Raw genomic sequence first — 22787 nt, 5'->3', positions numbered from 1 at the left:
GCGGGCGTATTCTACCAATTATCAGCATAACTACAAGTTAAACTTTACTCTGGTTGTTGATTAGACAAGCCGCGCTTTGATTTTAAATGGCCATCAGGATTACGTTCGCCCGTACCAATAAATATTCCGTCAGCCAGTACCTTTATTGCACCTTCAGGCAGGGCTTTACCCAACACCACAGCTTGACCATGGCTAAATGCCATTCCCTGCTCTTTAGTAATTTCCACAACGGGTAAATCAACTAACGCGGTATCCATTGGCAATAATAGTTCGTCAAGGTAAGTGGAAGGCGCAACGTCTTGTTCTTTCGCTTGATTTAATAACGCTTCTAACTGCTCAAGTGTGACCATTTTATCTGCAGGGTAATGCCCAACAGCACTACGATGCAGCATAATCACATGCGCGCCGCAGCCTAAGTTTTCACCTAAATCATCAACGATAGTACGAATATACGTACCTTTGGATACATGTGCAGTCATTTGTATCTCGTTAGCTTGCTCATCAAACTCATCAAGCGTTAAGCTAAATACGTTAATTTTTCGACATTTGCGAGGAACTTCTATGCCTTCACGCGCATATTTATATAAAGGTTTACCTTCATATTTAAGCGCTGAATACATTGATGGATATTGGTCTGACTCACCTAAAAACTTAGCAATCTCTTCGCTTAGTAATTGGGAAGTAACATTCACATCGCGAGTTTCGACCACTTCGCCATCAGAGTCTGATGTGGTAGTACGTTCACCTAGCTTAGCTCGAACAACATAGGTTTTATCTGTATCGAGTAAAAACTGGGTAAACTTAGTCGCTTCACCAAAACAAATTGGCAGCATGCCGGTCGCAAGCGGATCAAGCGCACCTGTGTGCCCCGCTTTTTGCGCAAAATAAATACCTTTAGCCTGCTGTAATGCCTTGTTTGATGAAATGCCTTCTGGTTTGTTTAACAACAAAATACCATCAACTGGACGGCCTTTACTGCGTCTTGCCATTAGTCTTTAGTGCCTTCTTCGCTATCTGTTTCATCATCAACATGCTTAGCATTATCTTCACGAATGATAGAGTCCACTAAGTTAGAGATGCGCATCCCTTCCATTAATGAGTTATCAACCACAAATTTAAGCTCTGGCATAATACGTGCGCGAATACGTTTACCTAGTAACGAACGGATATAGCCCGTTGCTTCGTTCAGTACTTTTGCACTTTGTTTTGCTGCATTTTCGTCTTCAGTGTTAAACACGGTGATAAAAACTTTGGCATAAGATAAATCGCGCGATACTTCTACCGCAGACACTGTCACCATGCCTAAGCGCGGATCTTTAATTTCGCGTTGTAGAATCACAGCAATTTCTTTTTGAATTTGCTGAGCAACACGATCAGTGCGAGAAAATTCTCTCATTTCACTTTCCTAAAATTATAACCTATTGAAAAACAATAATAAGTTAACTAAATAATGGATACACAAATGGGGGCTGAGCCCCCATTTAAAATCTTAGCATAGGGTATGTTGGGCTATCGAGGTACGACCTTGAATGTCCAACACCACCTAACAACAATTAAAGACTACGTTGTACTTCAACTGTTTCAAATACTTCGATTTGGTCACCAACGCGAACGTCATTGTAGTTCTTAACGCCGATACCACATTCCATGCCGTTACGAACGTCTTGTACGTCATCTTTAAAGCGACGTAATGACTCAAGTTCGCCTTCGTAAATAACCACGTTATCACGAAGTACACGAATTGGTGCGCTACGTTTGATAGTACCTTCAGTAACCATACAACCAGCAATTGCGCCAATTTTTGGAGACTTAAATACGTCACGCACTTCAGCAAGACCAATGATCTCTTGTTTAAACTCAGGAGCAAGCATACCAGACATGGCTTGCTTAACTTCTTCGATAAGTGCGTAAATTACGCTGTAGTAACGAAGGTCTAAGTTTTCAGAGTCAATCACTTTACGCGCTGATGCATCGGCACGAACGTTAAAGCCAACGACAATTGCGTTAGACGCTGCAGCAAGGGTTGCATCTGTTTCAGTGATACCACCAACACCAGAACCAACAATCTTCACTTTTACTTCATCAGTAGAAAGTTTAGTTAGTGAGTCTGAAATTGCTTCAATTGAACCTTGAACGTCTGCTTTAAGTACCACGTTAACTTCAGACACGTCGCCTTCAGTCATGTTAGTAAACATGTTTTCAAGCTTCGCTTTTTGCTGACGCGCTAATTTAACATCGCGGAATTTACCTTGACGGTATAAAGCAACTTCACGAGCTTTACGCTCGTCTTTAACTACTGTCGCTTCATCACCTGCAGCTGGAATACCAGAAAGACCTAAAATCTCAACAGGGATAGAAGGACCCGCAGATTTAATGTCTTTACCGTTTTCATCGCGCATTGCACGAACACGGCCATACTCAAGACCACATAATACAATGTCACCTTGGTTAAGCGTACCTGATTGAACAAGGATAGACGCTACTGGACCACGGCCTTTATCAAGACGTGATTCAATAACAACACCTGCAGCCATACCTTCGCTAGGTGCATTTAGTTCTAACAGCTCAGATTGCATTAATACTGCTTCTAAAAGGTCATCAATACCAAGACCTGTTTTAGCTGAGATGTGAACGTATTGCGTATCACCGCCCCAATCTTCTGGGATAACGTCTAGCTGAGCTAGCTCGTTTTTAACACGGTCTGGATCTGCGCCTTCTTTATCCATTTTGTTAACAGCAATGATTAAAGGAACGCCAGCTGCGCGAGCATGCTGTACCGCTTCTTTAGTTTGTGGCATTACACCATCATCGGCTGCAACTACTAGGATTACGATATCAGTCGCTTTTGCACCACGAGCACGCATAGATGTAAATGCGGCGTGACCCGGAGTATCTAGGAAAGTGATCATGTTGCCGTTAGTTTCAACGTGGTATGCACCAATGTGCTGCGTAATACCACCGGCTTCGCCTGAAGCAACTTTAGCTGAACGAATGTAATCAAGCGTTGACGTTTTACCGTGGTCAACGTGACCCATAACAGTTACTACTGGAGCACGAGGCTCAGACTTACCATCTTCGTGGCGGTCGTTAAGTACTGTTTGCTCTAATTCGTTTTCTTTAACGATGATAACTTTATGGCCCATTTCTTCTGCAACAAGTTGCGCAGTTTCTTGGTCAATAACTTGGTTAATCGTAACCATGTCACCCATTTTCATCATTGTTTTTACAACTTCAGCGCCTTTAACAGCCATGCGTGACGCAAGCTCAGCAACTGTAATTGTTTCACTAATACGCACTTCGTTTTTAACATCAGCCGTTGGTTTTTGGAAACCGTGCTGTAATGACGCTGGCGCTTTTAGCTTACCTTTTTTACCTTTAGACGCTGCAAATTTATCTTTTGCTGGCGCTTTTTTCTTTTTCTTCGCACGGCGTGAGCCTTGCTCTTCGCGAGCATCTGCTACATCTTCTGCTTCACGTGCGTAAGTTGAAGTCGTAAGGTGGTGATCCGCGGTTTCTTCGCGTTTCTTACGTTCTTCTTCTTCTTTCTTCCAGCGTGCTGAATTCTCTTCAGCTAGCTTTCTTGCCTCTTCTGCTTGACGTTTCGCTTCTTCTTCAGCTTTCTTCAATGCGGCCTCTTCTGCTTCTTTTTGCAGACGCTCAGCTTCGATGCGATCTTTCTCAGACTTAGCACTTTGCTCAGGGGTCATCTGCTGTTGTTTCGCTTTACGCTCAGCATCTGCTTTGCGTTTAGCTTCTTCTTTGGCTTTACGATCAGCGTCTTCTTTCGCTTTACGTTCTGCCTCTTGTTTCGCTTTCAATTCTGCGGCTTCTTGTTCAGCTTTTTGCTGCTCTTCAAGACGCGCTTTTTCTTCAGCGGCTAGACGTTGCTGTTCTTGCTCTTGCTCAACAGCACTTTTTTTCACGTAAGTGCGGGTTTTGCGAACTTCAACTTGCACAGCCTTTGCTTTACCCGTAGAGCCAGTCACACTTAATGTGCTTTTGCTCTTACGTTGCAATGTCATGCGCGCTGGACCTTCAGATCCAGTACCGCCATGTTGCTTGCTTAGGTGATCAAGTAACGTCGCTTTTTCAGCTTCTGTTACATTATCGCCTGCTTGTTTAGTAATACCGGCTTGTGAAAACTGCTGTAGCAATTTATCAACAGTTGTACCTATATCACCGGCTAGTTTTTCAACATTTACTTCTGCCATAGTCTCTAATACCTCCGTTAATAAATTACTCGTCTGCAAACCAACAAATATTACGTGCAGCCATAATTAGCTCGCCCGCTTTCTCTGCAGATAGCTCTGTAATATCTACAAGCTCATCAATGCCTTGCTCAGCTAAGTCTTCAAGTGTTACTACACCCTTGCTTGCCATAACAAATGCTAAATGACGCTCTAAGCCTTCAAGCGCAAGTAAGTCTTCAGCAGGCTCAGCGCCTTCTAAGCTTTCTTCCGTTTTAAGGGCTTTCGTTGTTAATGCATCTTTTGCACGTGAACGTAATACGTCCACTGTTTCTTCATCTAAGCCGTCGATTTCTAAAAACTCAGAAGCAGGTACATACGCAACTTCTTCAAGTGTTGAGAAACCTTCGTTGATAAGTAATGACGCAAACTCGTCATCAATATCTAAGTTTTCAGTAAATAAGTTAATTAACTTATCTGACTCAGCTTCGTTCTTAGCGCGCATTTCATCAACGGTCATTACGTTTAATTCCCAGCCAGTTAACTGGCTTGCTAAACGTACGTTTTGACCATTACGACCAATAGCTTGTGCTAAGTTATCAGCTTCAACAGCAATATCCATTGAGTGAGTGTCTTCATCCATTACGATTGAAGCCACTTCTGCTGGTGCCATTGCGTTAATAACAAACTGTGCTGGGTTGTCATCGTAAAGTACGATATCAACACGCTCACCGCCAAGTTCTGACGATACCGCTTGAACACGTGCGCCACGCATACCAACACACGCACCTACAGGGTCTATACGCTTATCATTAGACTTAACTGCGATTTTAGCGCGTGAACCTGGATCACGAGCTGCGGCACGTAATTCAATCATCTCTTCGCCAATTTCTGGCACCTCAATGCGGAATAATTCCATCAGCATTTCTGGTTTAGAACGGGTTACAAATAACTGTGCACCACGTGCTTCTGGTTTAACTTCATATAGAAGACCACGAATACGATCGCCTGGGCGGAAGTTTTCACGTGGCAGCATGTCGTCACGGTAAATAACCGCTTCTGCGTTATTACCTAAATCAAGTACGATTGCATCACGCGTTGCTTTTTTAACAACACCCGTTACTAGCTCGCCTTGCTGATCTTTGTACGCTTCAACCACTAAGGCACGCTCTGCTTCACGTACTTTTTGTACGATTACTTGCTTAGCCATTTGTGTTGTTATGCGGTCAAATTTAATTGATTCAATCTGCTCTTCTACGTAGTCGCCCATTTTCAAGTCTGGTTCTTCAACTTGAGCAGCTTCTAACGTGATTTCGCTGTATGGATTCTCTAAAGAACCATCTTCTAATACTTCAGCTATTTGCCAGCGACGGAATGTATCGTAATCGCCAGTTTTACGGTCAATTGCAACACGTACATCAATTTCACCATCATGCTTTTTCTTTGTCGCTGTCGCTAATGCGAACTCTAGAGCTTCAAAAATCTTTTCTTTTGGAACCGCTTTCTCATTGGAAACGGCTTCAGCAACCAATAATATCTCTTTTGCCATGGGTAATGCCTCGCTTGCCCTATTCCTTCGCACTCGAATTAAAACTTTGCGATTATGTTCGCACGTTCAATGTTACTAAGCATGATTAAATGCTCTGCACCATCGCTAGATAATGTGATCATATCGCTGCTAACTGCTATTAAGTCGCCTTTAAAATTACGGCGACCGTCTTGTGGAAGCTTAGTACGCACGCGTACTTCCTCTCCTTGCGCCTGCTCGTAGTGATCTTGTTTGAATAATGGACGATCAACACCAGGAGACGACACTTCCAAATCATATTCGTTTGTAATCGGGTCTTCGACGTCTAAAATCGCACTAATTTGACGACTAGCATCTGCACAGTTGTCAACTGAAATTCCATCCTCGTGAGCAATGTATACTCTTAAGGTAGAATGGCGACCCGCTTGTACAAACTCAAGACCATGTAATTCAAAGCCTAGCATTTCTACCGCAGGCGTTAACATGGTTACTAAATCTTGTTCAAGTTTTGTCACGAAAATCCTCCATACAAACAAAAAAAGGGCTTATAGCCCTAAAATACTGAGTTTAAATTTTGATTTAATCGATAAACATTAAATCAAACGGTGCAGATACAACAACGCCCCGAACCAAGCGGGGCGTCACACCAAAAAACGCAAAACTGTGTGGCCTAGGGCCAAGCTTGGTTGCGAGTCAGTACCCTGACCAAATTAAACTTCATTAGCTTAAACGCAAAACGCGCATTACTTAGAATGCGCGATATAAAGTAGTAAGTTTAAACCTACTATTAAGATTGGTTGCGGGAGCCGGATTTGAACCAACGACCTTCGGGTTATGAGCCCGACGAGCTACCAGACTGCTCCATCCCGCGCCAATAGATAAAAAGTTAATAACTTAATATCGCTGTTAGTAAATTTTATAACCTACTAAACAATGGCCGCTATTATAAGGATGTGCCGCTAAATTAGCAACCATAATAACTAATAAGTTGATAAAAAAAGCAACCTAGTTTATCGCCTTACCTACACTATGTTTGCTATAAAATTTGAATCGTTACAATCAACCGCTGTATTAAATTGCATTCGGTGCTCTATTATCGGTAACCTGAACTTTGGATAATAAATCTATCTCAAGCAGCTATTTTCAGCGCTAACTGCGTTGAATTTACTTGCAATAGGCTAGCTATTGACGCGTAATTTCGCCTTGTTTTCACTGAAAATCTCTGGCTAGAGAAAATAAACATAAATATCATTTTTGATTTAATATGTTAGTAAACCTCTTAACCAGAGTTCAGGTTAAACATACTTTAAGAAATAGATCGCTTTTGAAAATATCACGTATAAGAGTGAATTTTGGCTAATTATGAAAAAATACAACACACTAAAATTGATTTTAGGTGATCAGCTCAATCCTGCTCATTCGTGGTTTAAAGACAAATCAGACGACACAGTATTTGTTATTGCTGAGCTTATACAAGAAGCACACTATGTAAAACACCATGTGCAAAAAATATCAGCCTTTTTTAAAGCCATGGAAAACTTCGCTAATGCATTAAAAGATGCTGGCTTCAATGTTTTACATCTCACGCTAGATGACACCAAAGACGATGATGACTTACCCGCTCTTTTAACGCGTTTAGCCAAGCAGCATGAATGTACCTCTATTGAATATCAATACCCAGATGAGTACCGTTTAAAAACACAGCTTCACGAATTCGCGACTAATAGCGAGTTAACGGTGAATGCCTGTGACAGCGAGCATTTTTTATTAGCATTTAACGACATAGATAAACGCTTTAAAAAAGATAAACACGTCACCATGGAGCATTTTTATCGGGCAATGCGTAAGCAGTTTGATATTTTAATGGACGATGACAAACCTGCCGGTGGGCAATGGAACTTTGATGCCAATAACCGTAATAAGTTTTCAAAAAGTGATTTAGCCGATATCCCCAAACCCAAATTATTTAAAAATGATGTTAGCGCCATTATTGAGCGTTTAGATAAACATAAAATAAACTACTTTGGACAGATAGACACACAATTAAGCTGGCCAACAACCCGTAAGCAAGCAATAAGTGCGCTTGATCATTTTTGTGCACATTTACTGCCTCGCTTTGGTCAATTTCAAGATGCGATGACAGATCAATGCCCTGATAAAGATACCTTTTATCACAGCCGATTATCGTTTGCGTTAAATGCCAAAATTTTACCCCCTCGCTATGTTATCGACCGTGTTGTTAAAGAGTACCAACAACGTCAAGATGAAATATCTATTTCTCAGGTTGAAGGCTTTATTCGCCAAGTTCTGGGTTGGCGCGAATATGTGCGTGGCGTGTATTGGAAAAACATGCCCGATTACGCCAACAAAAACCAGCTTAATGCAACTCGTGTACTGCCGAGTTATTTTTGGAATGGTAAAACAAAAATGAATTGCTTAAGCCACTCATTAACACAAAGCTTAGACAGCGCGTATGCCCATCATATTCAGCGCTTAATGGTAATAGGCAATTTTTGTTTATTAACCGCCATTAATCCTGATGAAGTCGATGAATGGTATTTAGGTGTTTATATCGATGCAATCGAATGGGTAGAAATGCCTAACGCCCGAGGGATGAGCCAGTTTGCTGACGATGGCATCATAGCCACTAAGCCTTATGCGGCTAGCGGCAACTATATAAATAAAATGAGCGACTACTGTAAAAGCTGCCAATACAAAGTCAAAGAAAAAGTGGGTAAAGACGCGTGTCCGCTAAACAGCCTCTACTGGCAGTTTATGCAAAAACACCGAGAACGACTTGAGAAAAACCCGCGAATAGGCATGGTTTATCGTAATTGGGATAAACAAGATGAATCATTGCGCCAAGAAACCTTAGAGCAAGCTAACAACTATTTAAATAATATTGAAAAGCTATAAATATAAATGCCGTCAATTGGCGGCGGTATCCTTGATAGTTAATATTAAAGTACCAAAATCAGGTAATATTGTTAATTAAATGTTTAATTTATTTGTCATGTCAGTGTAATGAGCTTATTTTTTAATAGCACCTCTTACTCCAAACTATGATGAGAATAAAATGAAAAAACAATTAATTGCAGCGACACTTTTATTACTCGGTACAAGCCAAGCTCAAGCTTTTAGTCAAGAAACTCACAAACGTATTGTTCTAGATGCCGTAAATTATATGCAGCAACACCCAGCCAGCACCGAATATGCTGCCCTACGTCAGTACGCTGCACAAAACAATCTGACAATCTCTGAATTAGCCGAGCTGCTGGGACAAGCTGCTTATGATGTAGATGACTTTGAAGACACCTTTTTCTGTGGTGCTATTACAGGTTCATGTGTTCAAGCGCCAGTATGGGGAGCAGCGCAAAGTATAGTTAAATATACAAGCTATTGGCATTTTCAAAATCATACCCAAGGTGCAGACCAACATGGAAACGATTTTGGTGGTTATAATTATGAGAAGCTCACCGTTTGGGGCACTATTGATAATCTTGCATCTGCTTGGCTTAAAGGTGACTATCTTGATGATGGTAAAGGGGGGGAAACAGGTTGGTTCAATGCCGACTCTTCAAAATATAACAGTTATGGTGTAACAGAATCTCACTACAGAATCGATAGCAACTCAACCTATTCTATGTACGATGACTTTGAAGAAATGCCATTTCAACCTATCGATAATTTAGGGCAATATTGGTATCAAAGTTACTTACAAAGCGGAAATCCTCAAGTATTAGGGTTTGTATTTCATACTACTGATTTATTACAACCTCACCACACATGGACCACATCAGACCTTAACCACTCTAGCTGGGAAAGTTGGGTAAAAGATTACTATGATCAAGAGCAGCTCAACGATTTATCACTCGTTACTCAAGCAATGCAAACGTTCTCGCCTTTAGATAAAAATAGCCAAGATGTTCGCCCATTATTAACTCAAGGCGGTTCATTTTCTTATGCACAAGGTGGGATTGTACTCAACTCAGAAGATCATTTTGATCGCCTTAATATAGCTAAGCAAGTAGTGCCCCATGCAATAGCAATGGTGGTGCACTTATTAAACCACGCCATGGTTGCTCGCTAATGAAAAAAATGGCTATTTTAGTGATTACATTACTAGGGGCTTTTTACCACTCCCTAGTAATGGCCTCATTTACACAATACAGTAGTGATGAAGTTAACTTTATGCATCGTGCTTATTTAAAGCACAAACCTGAAATTACAATCAATGAAGTTAGAACTCGTCTGTATGAGAATCAGTTTTTATTACAACAAGCAACCCTAAAAACACCTGCGATAATAAAACGACAATCTGCCGTTGGTTTTAGTACTCAATACCATGTTGAACGTTACTTAAAAAATCTGTTCGATTCGCAGTTAGCTATAAAGGTACAGTCAAGTCAGGTAAAGCTTGACACTTATGATAGTCAATGGCTTAAACACACATTAGGGCCCTACCCTAAAAATGGTCAGTATGTGCAAAGCTTGATTAAAAAAATGCAGCAGATCGATTTAACCCCTATTTTGTATAACTCTATTAATTTATATGAATTTATCGATGCACTATCAATGCAGGTACGTTTTAAACTCCATAGAGGAGATAGTGAACTTTTCAAAAGTGAATTAATAAAAAAACGGCAATTCAATATAGCGTTTTCAAAAGCCAAACCGATTTTGGCAAAACAGAATATTGATATTGAACATCTGTATGAAATAGCTAAAGGAGATATTTTGCGCCCCTCCATTCAAAGCTGGCTAGGCATAAATACAATGATGCACATGCAGAGCCCTGTTCTTGAAAAGCTAGAGAAACAAGTAAACAAAAGCGAAATTAAAGCATTTTATCAAGCAAATAAATCGCAGTTTAAGTTTTTAAGCCAAGTAAAAGCCCACGGAGCTCAATTTGCTAGTCGAACCAATGCTGTAGACTTTCGCACGTTGGCGGATAACAAATCACTTGAACAAGCATTAGTAATATCAGGAAAACAAGATATATATGCTCAATACAATAATGAATTAAACCGCAAAAACAAAAGTAGTTGGGTTGTACAACTTGCGTTCACAACTAAAGAAAACACCATTTCTGCTGTTATTCGTACACCTAGTGGTGAATGGGTGGTGGTACACAGTTATGAGCATCAGTTTGATTATTTTTCGCCAGAAGATGAAACCGTTCGATACCAAGCAACAAAGGCCATCGCAAAACAAAAAGCGGCACAACAGTATGAAAATAACTGGCTCAAGTGGCAAAATAAGACGGGAGTAATTTTATGAGTAAAAAAATTTTCGTTTCTGTCATTGCTTTAGCTTGTGTTGGTATTTACACACTTTTCACTCATTATACTAGCAAACCAACGATAAAGGATATTGATGGCCTTAACCAAGCTAAAAGTGTCAAGCAAATAACGTCCCTCGAGCTTACTGCTGCTGACATGACTCAAGAGTTGGAAAGCACGCAATTGAAAACGGTTGCAACTAGTAATACTAGCTCTCAGCCCTTACCAACAATAACCTCTGTGGCCTATTTACCCAACATAGTAAAAAATACTCAGCCAGTGGCTCAGTACAATGGTGATCTAAATAATCACCAGGCATATCAAGATTTCCACCTTGAACAGCAAAGACAGCTAGAACAACGTTTTGTTGTTGCTGCAAAAGCCAAAATATTAAAACTTGAAGACTTACTTGCTAAAGGCCGACAAAAAAAGCTTTCACAAGAACAACTACAAGTTGCAATAGATAAAATTAACGCTTTAAAACAAATGCAAATAGATTTAAAAGACTAACAACGCAAAAAGCCGCCAAATGGCGGCTTTTCACAGGGAAAATACGTGTGCTATCTAAGCTATTTACTTTCTAGCATATTGCCTGAGCCAATTTCAATTTTACGTGGCTTCAGCGCTTCTGGGATCTCACGTTCAAGGTCGATGCTTAGTAAGCCGTTAGCTAGGTCTGCGCCAAGTACTTTAACGTGGTCACCTAACTGGAACTTACGCTCAAAGTTGCGCTCGGCAATGCCTTGATGAATGAATTTACGTTCATCGTTTTGATCTTTACCTGCTTTAGTGCCTGATACAACTAACGTGTTGTTTTCAGATTGCAGGCTTAACTCGTCTTCACTAAATCCAGCAACTGCCATAGTGATACGGTATTTGTCTTTATCAAGTGCTTCGATGTTGTATGGAGGAAAACTTGGCTGCTTGTCAGTTCGTGCAGCGGCATCCATTAATGATGCTAAGTGATCGAAACCAATGAATGAACGGTATAGGGGTGATAAATCTACTGTACGCATAATAATATCCTCATATTTAAGCGATATATTGCTGCCACTTTTCGTTTGAACAAGTAACGGCAAAATTTAATTAATAATATAACTTTCAAATAGTTCTGTTTAAATGAAGACCCATCAGGCGTCCTCAAATAACTATTTATGGGCGGACAATTTTATTTCAAGATTTTTTATAAAATATTTTTTATTTTTTTTACAGGCCCTAAAAAAAGCGAACACAATAATCGTTTTTTTGCACTGTAATAAATAATGAAATTAGTTACACTAGGATCAATTAATTTGAGGAGAGCGTTATGTTAACAGTAATTTTTGGCCGTGAAGGCTGCCCTTTTTGTGTTCGCGCTAAAGATGTTGCAGAGCAACTTGCTAATGACCGCGATGATTTTAAATACCGCTACATCGACATCATCAAAGAAGGTATCAGTAAAGAAGATTTAGAGAAATCTGCAGGCAAACCATGCCCGACTGTGCCACAAATTTTTGTAGACCAAACACACATTGGTGGTTTTACTGAATTTGAAGCCTATGCCAAAGAAAACCTAGGCCTTTACCAGTAAATTTGTAGGTATATTGTTAACCAGCTTAATTAACGCACAACTTGAGCTGGTTAAATTTCGACCAACATCAACCACATATAAATTAGTTGTAATTTATACAAGCATTTGCCTCGTATTTCCTATACAATGCGCGCCTCTTTAAATTCGTTGAGGCGTATTAATGTCAGAACCAGTCACGTTTGAATCTCTAAATCTTTCTCCTGCAATTTTAAAGGCAGTTGAAGAGTTGGGTTACAAGACACCATCTGAAATCCAAGCTCAATGTATACCGTTATTGCTAGAAAGAAAGGACGTACTGGGACTAGCACAAACGGGTACAGGTAAAACAGCAGCATTTGCACTGCCATTACTAAATAATATTGACCCGTCTGTGAAACAGCCACAGATCCTTGTACTCACACCAACCCGTGAGCTTGCGATCCAAGTAGCTGAGGCATTTGAACAATATGCAAAACACACTCGTGGTGTTGAAGTACTGGCACTATATGGTGGCCAGAGCTACAGCATCCAGTTGAGCGCACTTCGTCGTGGCGCACAGATTATTGTTGCTACACCGGGTCGTTTAATCGATCACATAAACCGTGGCACTATCAAGTTTGATGCTTTACAAGCACTTGTACTTGATGAAGCCGATGAAATGCTACGTATGGGCTTTATCGATGATGTTGAAAACATCATGGAAAAAACGCCGCGTGAAAAGCAAACATGTCTTTTCTCTGCGACTATGCCTAAGCAAATTCAAAACATCAGCAGCAAATATATGAACAATCCTGAACAGGTTCATATTTCTGCACGCAACTCAACTGTATCGTCAGTAGAGCAAGTGTTTTGGAATGCACACGTACATAAAAACAAAGCCATTGTTCGTTTCTTAGAAGCAGAACAATATGAAGGTGCTATTGTTTTCGTACGTACACGTAACGATACAGTTCAACTAGCTGAGTTATTAGAGCGCGAAGGTTTCTCTGCTGCTCCACTTAACGGTGACATGAACCAGCAAGCGCGTGAGCGCACAGTTGATCGTTTAAAAAGCGGCATGCTAAACGTTGTTATTGCAACAGACGTAGCGGCACGTGGTCTTGATGTAGACCGTTTAAGCTTAGTTATCAACTACGACATTCCACAAGATTCTGAAGCCTACGTTCACCGTATCGGCCGTACAGGTCGTGCTGGTCGTACTGGTAAAGCGATTCTTTTCGTTAAGCATAACGAGCGTTATTTACTTAAAAATATCATTCGTCATACTAAATCTGAAATCGCACAAGTTGAATTACCAACAGCTAAAGTTGTTGAAGAGAAACGTATCAATGCGCTTCAAGAAAAGCTTACGCTTGCACTTGAAAACAAAGATATTACTTTCTTCAACGAAGTGGCTGCCAACATGGCACAAAAACTTGAGCTTGCTCCTGAAGACTTAGCGGGTGCATTACTGTGTTTAGCACAGCAACAATCACCAATTAAAGTTGAAGAAGTTAAGATTCAACCGCGTGAACGTAACGAACGCAACCCTCGCAACGACCGTAATGATCGTGGTGACCGTGGTCGTCGTAACGAACGTGGCGGTGAGCGCGCTGAGCGTAAACCTCGCGAGCGTAATAGCCGTGATGCAGGTCCTATGGATACGTACCGTATCGAAGTAGGTCGTGAGCATGGTGTTCAGGTTAAGAACATTGTTGGTGCAATTGCTAACGAAGCAGACATTTCAAGCAAGTTTATTGGTGACATTCGTCTTCACGACAGTCACAGTACGGTACAATTACCGCAAAACATGCCTAAAGATGTACTTGATCACTTCCAAAAAGTGTTTATTTGTAAACGCCCAATGGGTATGACATTAACACAAGATCAAGGCCCTTCTGAGCCACGCGGCGAGCGTTCTGAACGCCCTGCTGGTGACAAGAAGCGTAGCTTTAATAAAGATGGTCAACGCCCTGATAAGCGTAGCGGCCCTCGTAAAGAACGTCGCCCAGTTAGCTTCACCGCTAAGTAAGCAACGACTCTTTAGTAAAAAAACCTTGCCACGAAAGTGCCAAGGTTTTTTTGTGTCTGGAATTCAGGTATCAGGTCAGCTCAATTTTCATAACTCGCTAACTCGCCGCCAACTTTTATGAGCTTTAAAGTGCAGTGTACCTACACCCCTTTGTAAATAATTCACTTAGTCCGCTCCCCACAGCTCGAACCTCGTGACCCGCCCCCACTAGCCTTTGATACCTCAAACCTCTTTATGAATAATGCATTTAACACAAAAAAGCCCCACCAGTTCATGGTGGGGCTTCTACTTTTTTATAGCGATTATATTTGTTAAGGCGCTACTGCTGGGTACACGTAGCTGGCATCAAGTCCTAATGGGATACCAAGTGCCCAGTAGCCTAGCAAGAAGATACTCCAACCGATCATAAAGGCAATTGAATACGGTAGCATCATCGCGATAAGCGTACCTATGCCTGTGCCTTTAACGTATTTTTGACAGTACACCACCACCAGCGGGAAGTATGGCATTAGCGGGGTGATAATATTAGAACTAGAATCTCCCACACGGTACGCTGCTTGCGTTAAGTCTGGCGAAATACCGAGCTGCATTAGCATAGGTACAAATACCGGACCTAATAGTGCCCACTTAGCCGAGCTTGAACCAACAAACAAGTTTACAAAACCAGTTAGGAAAATAATCCCTACCACCGTTACAGAGCTCGGTAACTCCATTGCTTTTAATACTTGAGCCCCTTCAATTGCCAGTAAAGCACCTAGGTTTGATTTACTAAATGCTGCAATAAATAATGAACAAAAGAATGCCATAACAATGTAATACGCCATACCATTCATGGCTTTGCTCATCGCATCTATCATGTCTTTAGAGCTTTTAAAGGTGCCTACGGTAAAACCATATACTGCGCCTGGGATCCAAAACAGTAAGAAGATTAGCGGCACTATTGACTGCATTAGTGGTGAACTAAAGTTTGTTAAAGAACCATCGCTGCTGCGCATCGCTGAATCAGCGGGTGCGGATACGTACGCTAATAACGCAATACCTGCAATCATTACGGAACTAGCAATAAGAAAGGCGCGCTTTTCGTCACTACGCGCATCTTCAAATGCTGGTAGGTCTTGAGTTTCGCCATCTACTGGGGAATTTTTTAAACGTGGTTCAATAATTTTATCGGTGATATACCAACCTAGCATCACAATAAATAAACTTGATGCTGAAGCAAAGCCCCAGTTATTAAGCGGGTTAATGCTCATTGTTGGATTAATAATTTGTGCTGCACTTTGCGTAAAACTTTGCAGTAATGGGTCAATCCCAGATGGGATAAAGTTAGCCCCAAAGCCACCACTTACCCCGGCAAATGCCGCTGCAATACCGGCAAGCGGATGACGACCTGCTGCAAAAAATATTACCCCAGCAAGTGGAATAACCAGCACATACCCTGCATCGGTAGCCGTATGGCTCACAATAGCTACCAAAATAATTGAGGGTGTTAGTAATTTTCTAGGCGTTACTTTGAGCATTAATTTAAGGCCGGTATTAATAAAGCCCGAATGCTCTGCAACGCCTACACCTAGCATAGCAACCAGTACTACACCCAGTGGCGCAAAACCGGTGAATGTTTTTACCATAGAAGATAAAAAAGTGGCCAACGAATCGCTGGCAAGCATGTTATTAATGATAATGGCTTCGCCAGTACGAGGGTCTATTGCATCAAATGTGACGCTTGAAAACCACCAAGACAAAAACCAGATTAATAACATGGCAAACAAAAAGATAATTGCTGGATCAGGAAGCTTATTACCTACCCGCTCAACAAAATTTAAAAATCGCGCAACTATGCCAGTTGGCATTGTCGCATCATTATTGTTATTCATTTCACTTGTTCCCTAGAATTTAGACTGTGCTACTTTAGCGTATCTAAGGAATGAGGTAAATTTTAACTGAATAAACAAGTTCTTTTTTAGGCACAAAAAAACGCGGCTCAGTAGCCGCGCTATTTTTAATGAATAAAAAAAGCTTATGCGAGTGCTTTTACTTCATCCCATATTCTTACTACGAGTGCTTTATCATCTTCATTAAGTTCGCCATTGCGATAAGCTTTTACTAAGCTTTTTTCAACCGTGTCGTTTAGTTCTGCAATTTCTAGATTTAATTCTTCAACTTGTGCATAACCTACGGCTAAATCAAAGTGGCCGCGTAAATAACCGCCGGCAAATAACTCGTCATCGGTTGCTTTTATCACTAAATCATCAAAATATTGCTGCGCAGCATCTATGTAATTTACTAAACTCATGTGTTACTTCTCCTCTGGGTGCAGCCCATCTTGATGACCTACTGCATACATAATATGGTCGTTAAACCCACTGGTTACACGTATATAACCGCTTAATTCATCATCTAATTTGCTATCACCGGTATCACAAATCAGCGGTCGGCCATTTAAAGCCTGTAATTTTGTTTTAGTAGCCACCACAATAATATTATCGCGGCCTATCGCTTTAATTAACGCTGGGCTGAGTTGTTGATTGCCTCGACCAAAAATATGCCCTTGGCCGCCAATTAGGGTGATCACTAACTTTGTTTCACGTTCTTTGGTAAGTTCAAGAAGTTGCTGGGCTGTTAGGTCTTGGCCTACTAAAGCTTGATCTTCAACGAGATCAACACCGAGTAAGGTGTTTTCAAGCCCCATCTCTTCCATCACTGCGCCAACGGTAGAGCCACTACCCATGACATAGAGGGTATCGGCATCCATTTCACTAACGACATAAGCAGCTATATCTGCTAGCACCAGCTCGTCAGTTTCTTTACCGCCATTTTTAACCGCTTGTACATAGCGCACTTCACTTGGCACTTGCATTTCACCATAACGTTTTGCTTTTACTGTTCCTTGGCGAAAAGCCACTTCATCAATGTCCATCACATCAGCATCGCTTAATGTTACCAGCTCACCTTTTACCAGCATTTCAACTACACGGCCTGCGGCTTTTGGCGTTATGGCATAGACGCCGGAATGAATTTTACACCCAGCAGGAATGCCCAACACGGGTACCGAGTCTTCTACAGCATGGCAAATGTTGCGCGCCGTTCCGTCGCCACCAGCAAATAAGATTAAATCTACACCTTGTTGCTGTAATAAACGAGCTGCAGCTTCGGTATCATCACTGGTTGTGGGTGAGTTACTTTGATAAACCACTTGCGTATTAAAGCCCAACGCTTTTGCTGTTTGCTCCCCCATTTCATCATTAACAGTATAAATAGTAATGTTTGATTGATGAGGTACAAGCACTTCAAGTGCAGCTTTAGTGCGGCTATTTGACTTAGGCTCTGCACCTAATGCAATGGCTTTAGCTGCGGTATCTTCACCGTCACTGCCCTTAAGCGCCACAGTACCACCGAGCCCTGCGACCGGATTTACAATCAATCCTAACTTAAACTGCATCTTTTAACTCCTCGGGAGAACGCCATGTAAACTGCGCAGCATGTAATGGCCACGTGGTGTTATAAAATTTACATAGTGCTTTTAATAGTAAGGTTGTTCTTGGGTTAAACCCGTTTTGCAATAACTCTAATAACTTTGCATGAACGCGAGACTGAAACGCAAATCGACAAGTTTGCTCACCATTTAAATTATCTACCGATACGTTAAAATCAAACCCGGCAGCCACACTCAATGCCCACTCTATTGCTTGAGGTTTTACCTCTACTGATTCAAATTCCGCTTGCTGTGTAGCATCGCGCCCATCAGGGCAATACCAATAACCATAGTCTTCACTTAAACGGCGCTGAGAACCTGCCACTAACCAATGAGCTATTTCATGCAATGCACTGGCATAAAAACCATGGGCAAACACAATTTGATGATGCGGGGTTGTATCATTTGCGGGAATGTAAATAGGCTCATGCTCACCTTTTACCAAACGCGTGTTATAGCTTTGGTAAAAAGTGTGTTCGAAAATAGAAATCAGATCAGCTACTTGGTGCATAAATACTTCGTATACTCGTTTGAACCCGATGCTTTAAAGACAGATGAAATTAGTATAAAGCACACTAAAAACGAAGCGAATTGTACGTACTTTTATCTACAAAGTAAAAAAACAAGTGATTAAAAACATTGTTAGCGCTAAGCGGTTTAATTTTAACGCTTTGGCCCTAGGTTATATATTTAGAAATATCTACTTCATCTATTTGTTCAGCATTGAGATAGCGCTTAGCATAATCAAGATAAATACCTGAACTTAAAAATAATTCAAATACGGCTTTATCAACATGATGATCGGCCACCATTTTAGCTAATATACCAATGGACTCACTGAGTGTTTTTGCCTTTTTATAGGGCCTGTCGGCTGCAGTTAATGCTTCAAAAATGTCAGCAAGTACCAGCACCCGTTCAGGTATCGATAAATCATCGGCACTTAGTTTACGAGGATAGCCAGTTCCTTTTAATGTTTCATGGTGAGTAGAGGCAAAACGCGGGACACGCTCCAACTCTTTAGGAAATGGTAATGTATCGAGCATACGTATGGTACTTATAATATGCTCATTAATTTTAAACCTATCTTCTGCGGTAAGGGTGCCTCTAGAAGTTTGTAAATTATAAAGCTCCCCTAAATTATATTTATATTTACACGGAGCAATTTTTATTCCTAAACGCTCGTCATATTCAATCGGTTTATCATGAGGAATTAAATGCCAAGGCTTATCGCTGAGTAGCTTTTCAGTAGCAGGCAGCGTGTCACTCGTTTGTGCATAGCGATACATTTCGATAGGTGAAAGCCCTAGCTTATCGTCAAAGTGCCGCACCCAAGTAACATTGCTTAGCAAGGTTAAACGCTCAAGCGAGGCTGCTGTGATTTTTTCGCCGCCAATATTACACTGTGCAATAAAGGCAAAATCGTCCAGTAATTGTTGATGTTTAGCTGCCAACTGCTTAGCTAGCTCACTCTGATTTTTTGGGGTTTGTTGCAATGACTTGTAGTAATCAAGCTCGGCATCTCGCCAAAGGACTTCAAACCGTGTTCTTACTTCATGAATACGATTATAAATCACTTCCAACTTAGTGCCTTTATCGACAATGTGCTCTGGAGTAGTTATTTTACCGCAATCATGTAACCAAGCAGCTAAGCTAAACTCTTCAATCTCCTCATCACTTTTAAATTTAAACGTTTGAAAGGCAGGTAACTCTGATTCTGAAGCGGCTTTAGCAAGCTCAATACCTAGCTCTGGGACACGTTCGCAGTGTCCCGCAGTGTAGGGAGACTTATCATCAATTGCTTGAGCTATAAGCTCAACAAACGAAGCCATGAGTGCTTTTTGGCTTTCTTCGTGTTGTTGTATCGACTTGCTCATTTCGACCATAGAGCTGGCTAAAGTATTAATTTCTTTAATATGACTTTTTAAGGTTGAGACTTGCTTAAACTGACGATTTTTAATTTTATTATTTTCACCCACCAGCGTTTTAATTGGGGCAACAATGGGGGATGCAAAAAACCACGACACAGGTAATATCAAAATAAGGCAAACAGCAGTAATGATAAGAGAAAGCTTTATTTTTTTCCGTGTAGAACTCAATACATCTTCTTTAGAAACCATAATGGCTAAGTAACCTGTACTGGCTAGCGATAAATAGTCAGATAAAGGCTTAATAAATACATACTGTTCTTTGCCATTAATATGCACTAACTTTAAATTAGAGAAATTACTATCATCGTCTAATAAAGTAATTAATTGCTCATAGGGGACAGTGCCCACAACTTTTGATTTTTTCTCTGGATTAGTATTAAGCCATTTATCACTAAGTTGTTGTTTAAATTGCATAGGCAGTTGCGTGGCTGCATAGTCAAACAAGGCTTTTAATTGAGCGTCTTGGTTATGAAATAATAAGTGATAGTCATTTGAAAAAAGCGCGGCACTTTCTTCATCTAGTTGATTATACTGAACCCCATCAATAAAAAATTGTTGTTGGATATATTGTAATACCGCCTTGCTGTCTATTCCCGCATAGGTATCACCATTGGCTACATGCGTTAACAACGCTTTTGTATTGGGAACCTCTACTAAGTTAATTTCTGGAAATTGCGCTTGCAATGTTTTTACAATTGACCAGCCCTCACCCACTGCAACTGACTTACCAGCAAGTTGCTGTATGTGGGTGATTGGTGGGTTGCTCTGATGGTTAACAATACTCAAAGGCAAATTTACCATGGGTGTACTAAGCATACCTAAGGTATTATTCGTTGTGGTATTAACTACAGGATGAAGTACATCTATCTGATTATTTTTAAATAAATTAAGTAACTCTTGCCAACTAAGTCCATTAACATAATTTATCTTAATACCCAGTAGCTGCGCAATCGCATTGATATATTCAATACTGTAGCCATTGGGCGTACCACTAACACTAAAGTCCATAGGGGCCCAATTTGTTTCGTTTGATACTGTAATAGTCGGGTATTGTGCAATTACTTTTTGCTGTTGCTCGCTTAGCGTTAATTGTTTCAAGCTTTTGTTTTTATCAACCTTATCTTTCTGATTTGAAGCAACAATCTCTCCTTCTCGATTATATATAAATAACTGCGCAGAGTTATGCATACCTAACTGCTGCTGTTGTGTTAATAAATAATTAGAAATATTATCGACCATAACTCCAAGAGCTAACACATGGTCCTTGCCTTTGGTTTTAATCGAGTAGGTTTGGCCTGAAGTTTGTAAATGCGAGAATAAGTAAGGTTTAGTTTTATTCACCTGCTCTGAATTTGCTTGTTTAAACCACGTTTGCTCTCGAGGATCAAAAAACGTCGGTTTATTGGTTTGTTTTCTTAAGTTAAAATCAGCATCAAAGTAGTACCTGTGTTCTACCCTTTGCCCTTTTTCGGTTTTAATATGGATCACAACCCACCGGTCATTATCAACCGTATTTAAACGCTCTCTGACTATTTTACCACTCTCAAGATTGATAATTTCATAAAAGTCTCCGTTGCTATAGCCCATAGAAAATGCGTAAAACAAAGGGTTTAATTCCATTATTTCGCTCAATACATTACGCAGCTCTGTTTTATCTGAAAAGTTATTACCTACTAGTGAAGTATTTTTAACCATCATATTTAAAGTATTTTCAGATTTTTCATTGATGCGTGATAGGTAATCAGCAACAGATTGCGTGGTCATATTGAAATGCAACAAGTTAGACTCTAGTGCCATTTTTTCGCTGAAGTAATACTGTAAGCTAGTGGCTATAATGGCGGTAATGGACGTTGCCAATACAAATACCGCCACAACCGTTAAACGAATAGAAAAGCGCACTGTTCTTTTTAACTTATTTAACGCTTTAAATATCATTGAACTTTCCTTGAAGCACTTTTAAGAGCAATAAATACAGAGAGTTGAATACTGCTAGAAACAATATCCATAATCCGTATGAAGCTAAAGTAATATTAGTCACAAAATCAAAAATATAAAACTTTATGCACTTATTTACTGATCACTTAATTGCGCTTACCATATGCCAACCAAAAACCTAAATTGACTCACTCTTATGGTTAAACAACACAGCTCTTTATCGTGGCTATTTATCTCTATTACATTTTTAACTCTGTTGGCTACTTCTGCCAGCAGTTATGCAAAAAGCATAAGTATTAACGTATTTGCTATTCCTTCTAAGCCTATTGTTGAGCTAGTCGCTAACACCAGCGATGAATTGGCTACGCACCAAATTACTACGTTTTACCAACAAGGGTTACCCGTGCATGCCACCTTGTATTTAACGGATTACCCACTTGAAGCACAAAACGAAATTAAGCAAATGGTTGAGCGCATTGTAAAAGAACATCAGTCGTTTGAGATAAAAGCCAATGGATTAAGTGTATCACCAAGTAATTGGGCATTTATAAACTTAGAAAAATCATATCAATTACAACGATTGGCAGATGAGGTTACCCTTAAGCTTGAGCCGCTTCGCGATCATCAAGCACCAGTGCCAAGTTGGGTAAAGCATTACCCTAATAAACTTGTGGCTTTTGAACGTTATGGCAGCCCTAATGTATTTCAAAATTTTCAGCCGCATTTAACCCTACTTGCAAATGAGAAAAATCCTGCATTAGCGTTAGTACAAAAAGCGCTGCACGCTGAGCCGCCGCAGGCACAAGGGGAAATAATTGGGATTGGAATTGGAGTGTCTGATCAATTTGGTCAACAAAAAGAAATACTCGCTAAGTACTTTTTTGATGCCAAATAAATA

The 22787-nt window shown here is 40.5% G+C and carries 18 protein-coding genes and 1 tRNA gene; 7 read left to right on the top strand and 12 right to left on the bottom strand.

What is annotated here, in order from left to right; translation table 11 throughout:
* Positions 1 to 44: 44 nt before the first annotated feature.
* From truB to ACNSN3_RS04340, 6 genes are all read right to left on the bottom strand, one after another.
* Positions 45 to 989, bottom strand: a complete 945-nt coding sequence (truB, locus tag ACNSN3_RS04365; protein WP_054202156.1) for a tRNA pseudouridine(55) synthase TruB — start codon at positions 987 to 989, stop codon at positions 45 to 47.
* Positions 989 to 1396 carry a 30S ribosome-binding factor RbfA gene (gene rbfA, locus ACNSN3_RS04360; protein ID WP_008467148.1) on the bottom strand — a complete coding sequence of 136 codons (408 nt, stop codon included), beginning with the start codon at positions 1394 to 1396 and terminating at the stop codon, positions 989 to 991. The genes truB and rbfA overlap by 1 nt, the downstream gene beginning before the upstream one ends.
* A 157-nt stretch (positions 1397 to 1553) precedes the next feature.
* Complete coding sequence (gene infB / locus ACNSN3_RS04355; RefSeq protein WP_054202155.1) at positions 1554 to 4211, bottom strand: translation initiation factor IF-2; 2658 nt, start codon at positions 4209 to 4211, stop codon at positions 1554 to 1556.
* A 25-nt stretch (positions 4212 to 4236) separates the two neighbouring features.
* Positions 4237 to 5736, bottom strand: coding sequence for a transcription termination factor NusA (gene nusA / locus ACNSN3_RS04350; protein WP_010391392.1), 1500 nt, complete (start codon positions 5734 to 5736; stop codon positions 4237 to 4239).
* 38 nt (positions 5737 to 5774) lie between these two features.
* The gene (gene rimP / locus ACNSN3_RS04345; protein ID WP_008114543.1) at positions 5775 to 6230 is read right to left on the bottom strand and encodes a ribosome maturation factor RimP; all 456 of its coding nucleotides are present in this window, start codon (positions 6228 to 6230) and stop codon (positions 5775 to 5777) included.
* Positions 6231 to 6509: 279 nt separating this feature from the next.
* A tRNA-Met gene (locus tag ACNSN3_RS04340) sits at positions 6510 to 6586 on the bottom strand.
* A gap of 491 nt (positions 6587 to 7077) precedes the next feature.
* On the opposite strand from ACNSN3_RS04340, the gene ACNSN3_RS04335 reads away from it, so the two are divergent.
* The 4 genes from ACNSN3_RS04335 to ACNSN3_RS04320 all read left to right on the top strand — a co-directional run bounded on the left by ACNSN3_RS04335 (position 7078) and on the right by ACNSN3_RS04320 (position 11507).
* A complete protein-coding gene (locus tag ACNSN3_RS04335) occupies positions 7078 to 8631 on the top strand; it encodes a cryptochrome/photolyase family protein (protein ID WP_418608640.1) in 1554 nt (517 codons plus the stop codon).
* A 160-nt stretch (positions 8632 to 8791) separates the two neighbouring features.
* Positions 8792 to 9805 carry a phospholipase gene (locus ACNSN3_RS04330; protein WP_010391390.1) on the top strand — a complete coding sequence of 338 codons (1014 nt, stop codon included), beginning with the start codon at positions 8792 to 8794 and terminating at the stop codon, positions 9803 to 9805.
* Positions 9805 to 10995, top strand: a complete 1191-nt coding sequence (locus tag ACNSN3_RS04325; RefSeq protein WP_418608639.1) for a peptidyl-prolyl cis-trans isomerase — start codon at positions 9805 to 9807, stop codon at positions 10993 to 10995. Before ACNSN3_RS04330 ends, ACNSN3_RS04325 begins: the two co-directional genes overlap by 1 nt.
* Complete coding sequence (locus ACNSN3_RS04320) at positions 10992 to 11507, top strand: hypothetical protein (RefSeq protein ID WP_418608638.1); 516 nt, start codon at positions 10992 to 10994, stop codon at positions 11505 to 11507. Before ACNSN3_RS04325 ends, ACNSN3_RS04320 begins: the two co-directional genes overlap by 4 nt.
* A 59-nt stretch (positions 11508 to 11566) precedes the next feature.
* On the opposite strand, the gene ACNSN3_RS04315 is transcribed toward ACNSN3_RS04320, so the two are convergent.
* Positions 11567 to 12013, bottom strand: coding sequence for an Hsp20 family protein (locus ACNSN3_RS04315; protein WP_010391385.1), 447 nt, complete (start codon positions 12011 to 12013; stop codon positions 11567 to 11569).
* A 290-nt stretch (positions 12014 to 12303) separates the two neighbouring features.
* Here ACNSN3_RS04315 and ACNSN3_RS04310 point away from each other — a divergent pair, with 290 nt between their 5' ends.
* Both ACNSN3_RS04310 and ACNSN3_RS04305 read left to right on the top strand, forming a co-directional pair.
* Positions 12304 to 12567 carry a GrxA family glutaredoxin gene (locus tag ACNSN3_RS04310; protein ID WP_008114535.1) on the top strand — a complete coding sequence of 88 codons (264 nt, stop codon included), beginning with the start codon at positions 12304 to 12306 and terminating at the stop codon, positions 12565 to 12567.
* A gap of 160 nt (positions 12568 to 12727) precedes the next feature.
* Positions 12728 to 14557 carry a DEAD/DEAH box helicase gene (locus tag ACNSN3_RS04305; RefSeq protein ID WP_054202149.1) on the top strand — a complete coding sequence of 610 codons (1830 nt, stop codon included), beginning with the start codon at positions 12728 to 12730 and terminating at the stop codon, positions 14555 to 14557.
* Between the two features lie 311 nt (positions 14558 to 14868).
* On the opposite strand, the gene ACNSN3_RS04300 is transcribed toward ACNSN3_RS04305, so the two are convergent.
* The 5 genes from ACNSN3_RS04300 to ACNSN3_RS04280 all read right to left on the bottom strand — a co-directional run bounded on the left by ACNSN3_RS04300 (position 14869) and on the right by ACNSN3_RS04280 (position 21889).
* The gene (locus ACNSN3_RS04300) at positions 14869 to 16428 is read right to left on the bottom strand and encodes an AbgT family transporter (protein ID WP_010391381.1); all 1560 of its coding nucleotides are present in this window, start codon (positions 16426 to 16428) and stop codon (positions 14869 to 14871) included.
* A gap of 143 nt (positions 16429 to 16571) precedes the next feature.
* The gene (locus ACNSN3_RS04295; RefSeq protein ID WP_010391380.1) at positions 16572 to 16847 is read right to left on the bottom strand and encodes a YfcL family protein; all 276 of its coding nucleotides are present in this window, start codon (positions 16845 to 16847) and stop codon (positions 16572 to 16574) included.
* Positions 16848 to 16850: 3 nt separating this feature from the next.
* Complete coding sequence (locus ACNSN3_RS04290; RefSeq protein ID WP_418608637.1) at positions 16851 to 17993, bottom strand: ATP-NAD kinase family protein; 1143 nt, start codon at positions 17991 to 17993, stop codon at positions 16851 to 16853.
* Positions 17983 to 18537, bottom strand: coding sequence for an elongation factor P hydroxylase (locus ACNSN3_RS04285; RefSeq protein ID WP_054202145.1), 555 nt, complete (start codon positions 18535 to 18537; stop codon positions 17983 to 17985). Before ACNSN3_RS04285 ends, ACNSN3_RS04290 begins: the two co-directional genes overlap by 11 nt.
* A gap of 166 nt (positions 18538 to 18703) precedes the next feature.
* Complete coding sequence (locus ACNSN3_RS04280) at positions 18704 to 21889, bottom strand: HD domain-containing phosphohydrolase (protein WP_418608636.1); 3186 nt, start codon at positions 21887 to 21889, stop codon at positions 18704 to 18706.
* A 196-nt stretch (positions 21890 to 22085) separates the two neighbouring features.
* Here ACNSN3_RS04280 and ACNSN3_RS04275 point away from each other — a divergent pair, with 196 nt between their 5' ends.
* Complete coding sequence (locus tag ACNSN3_RS04275; RefSeq protein WP_418608635.1) at positions 22086 to 22784, top strand: 2'-5' RNA ligase family protein; 699 nt, start codon at positions 22086 to 22088, stop codon at positions 22782 to 22784.
* The last annotated feature ends 3 nt before the right edge of the window (positions 22785 to 22787 follow it).

This window comes from Pseudoalteromonas sp. US3C1004 (assembly GCF_048401065.1).
Taxonomy (GTDB): Bacteria; Pseudomonadota; Gammaproteobacteria; order Enterobacterales; family Alteromonadaceae; genus Pseudoalteromonas; species Pseudoalteromonas undina.
This window is presented reverse-complemented; position numbering and strand designations above follow the sequence as displayed.

Bases quoted from the DNA above. Each gene is read 5' to 3' on its own strand.
- truB (WP_054202156.1), bottom strand. From the start codon at position 989: ATGGCAAGACGCAGTAAAGGCCGTCCAGTTGATGGTATTTTGTTGTTA.
- rbfA (WP_008467148.1), bottom strand. From the start codon at position 1,396: ATGAGAGAATTTTCTCGCACTGATCGTGTTGCTCAGCAAATTCAAAAA.
- infB (WP_054202155.1), bottom strand. From the start codon at position 4,211: ATGGCAGAAGTAAATGTTGAAAAACTAGCCGGTGATATAGGTACAACT.
- nusA (WP_010391392.1), bottom strand. From the start codon at position 5,736: ATGGCAAAAGAGATATTATTGGTTGCTGAAGCCGTTTCCAATGAGAAA.
- ACNSN3_RS04335 (WP_418608640.1), top strand. From the start codon at position 7,078: ATGAAAAAATACAACACACTAAAATTGATTTTAGGTGATCAGCTCAAT.
- ACNSN3_RS04330 (WP_010391390.1), top strand. From the start codon at position 8,792: ATGAAAAAACAATTAATTGCAGCGACACTTTTATTACTCGGTACAAGC.
- ACNSN3_RS04325 (WP_418608639.1), top strand. From the start codon at position 9,805: ATGAAAAAAATGGCTATTTTAGTGATTACATTACTAGGGGCTTTTTAC.
- ACNSN3_RS04320 (WP_418608638.1), top strand. From the start codon at position 10,992: ATGAGTAAAAAAATTTTCGTTTCTGTCATTGCTTTAGCTTGTGTTGGT.
- ACNSN3_RS04315 (WP_010391385.1), bottom strand. From the start codon at position 12,013: ATGCGTACAGTAGATTTATCACCCCTATACCGTTCATTCATTGGTTTC.
- ACNSN3_RS04310 (WP_008114535.1), top strand. From the start codon at position 12,304: ATGTTAACAGTAATTTTTGGCCGTGAAGGCTGCCCTTTTTGTGTTCGC.
- ACNSN3_RS04305 (WP_054202149.1), top strand. From the start codon at position 12,728: ATGTCAGAACCAGTCACGTTTGAATCTCTAAATCTTTCTCCTGCAATT.
- ACNSN3_RS04300 (WP_010391381.1), bottom strand. From the start codon at position 16,428: ATGAATAACAATAATGATGCGACAATGCCAACTGGCATAGTTGCGCGA.
- ACNSN3_RS04295 (WP_010391380.1), bottom strand. From the start codon at position 16,847: ATGAGTTTAGTAAATTACATAGATGCTGCGCAGCAATATTTTGATGAT.
- ACNSN3_RS04290 (WP_418608637.1), bottom strand. From the start codon at position 17,993: ATGCAGTTTAAGTTAGGATTGATTGTAAATCCGGTCGCAGGGCTCGGT.
- ACNSN3_RS04285 (WP_054202145.1), bottom strand. From the start codon at position 18,537: ATGCACCAAGTAGCTGATCTGATTTCTATTTTCGAACACACTTTTTAC.
- ACNSN3_RS04280 (WP_418608636.1), bottom strand. From the start codon at position 21,889: ATGATATTTAAAGCGTTAAATAAGTTAAAAAGAACAGTGCGCTTTTCT.
- ACNSN3_RS04275 (WP_418608635.1), top strand. From the start codon at position 22,086: ATGGTTAAACAACACAGCTCTTTATCGTGGCTATTTATCTCTATTACA.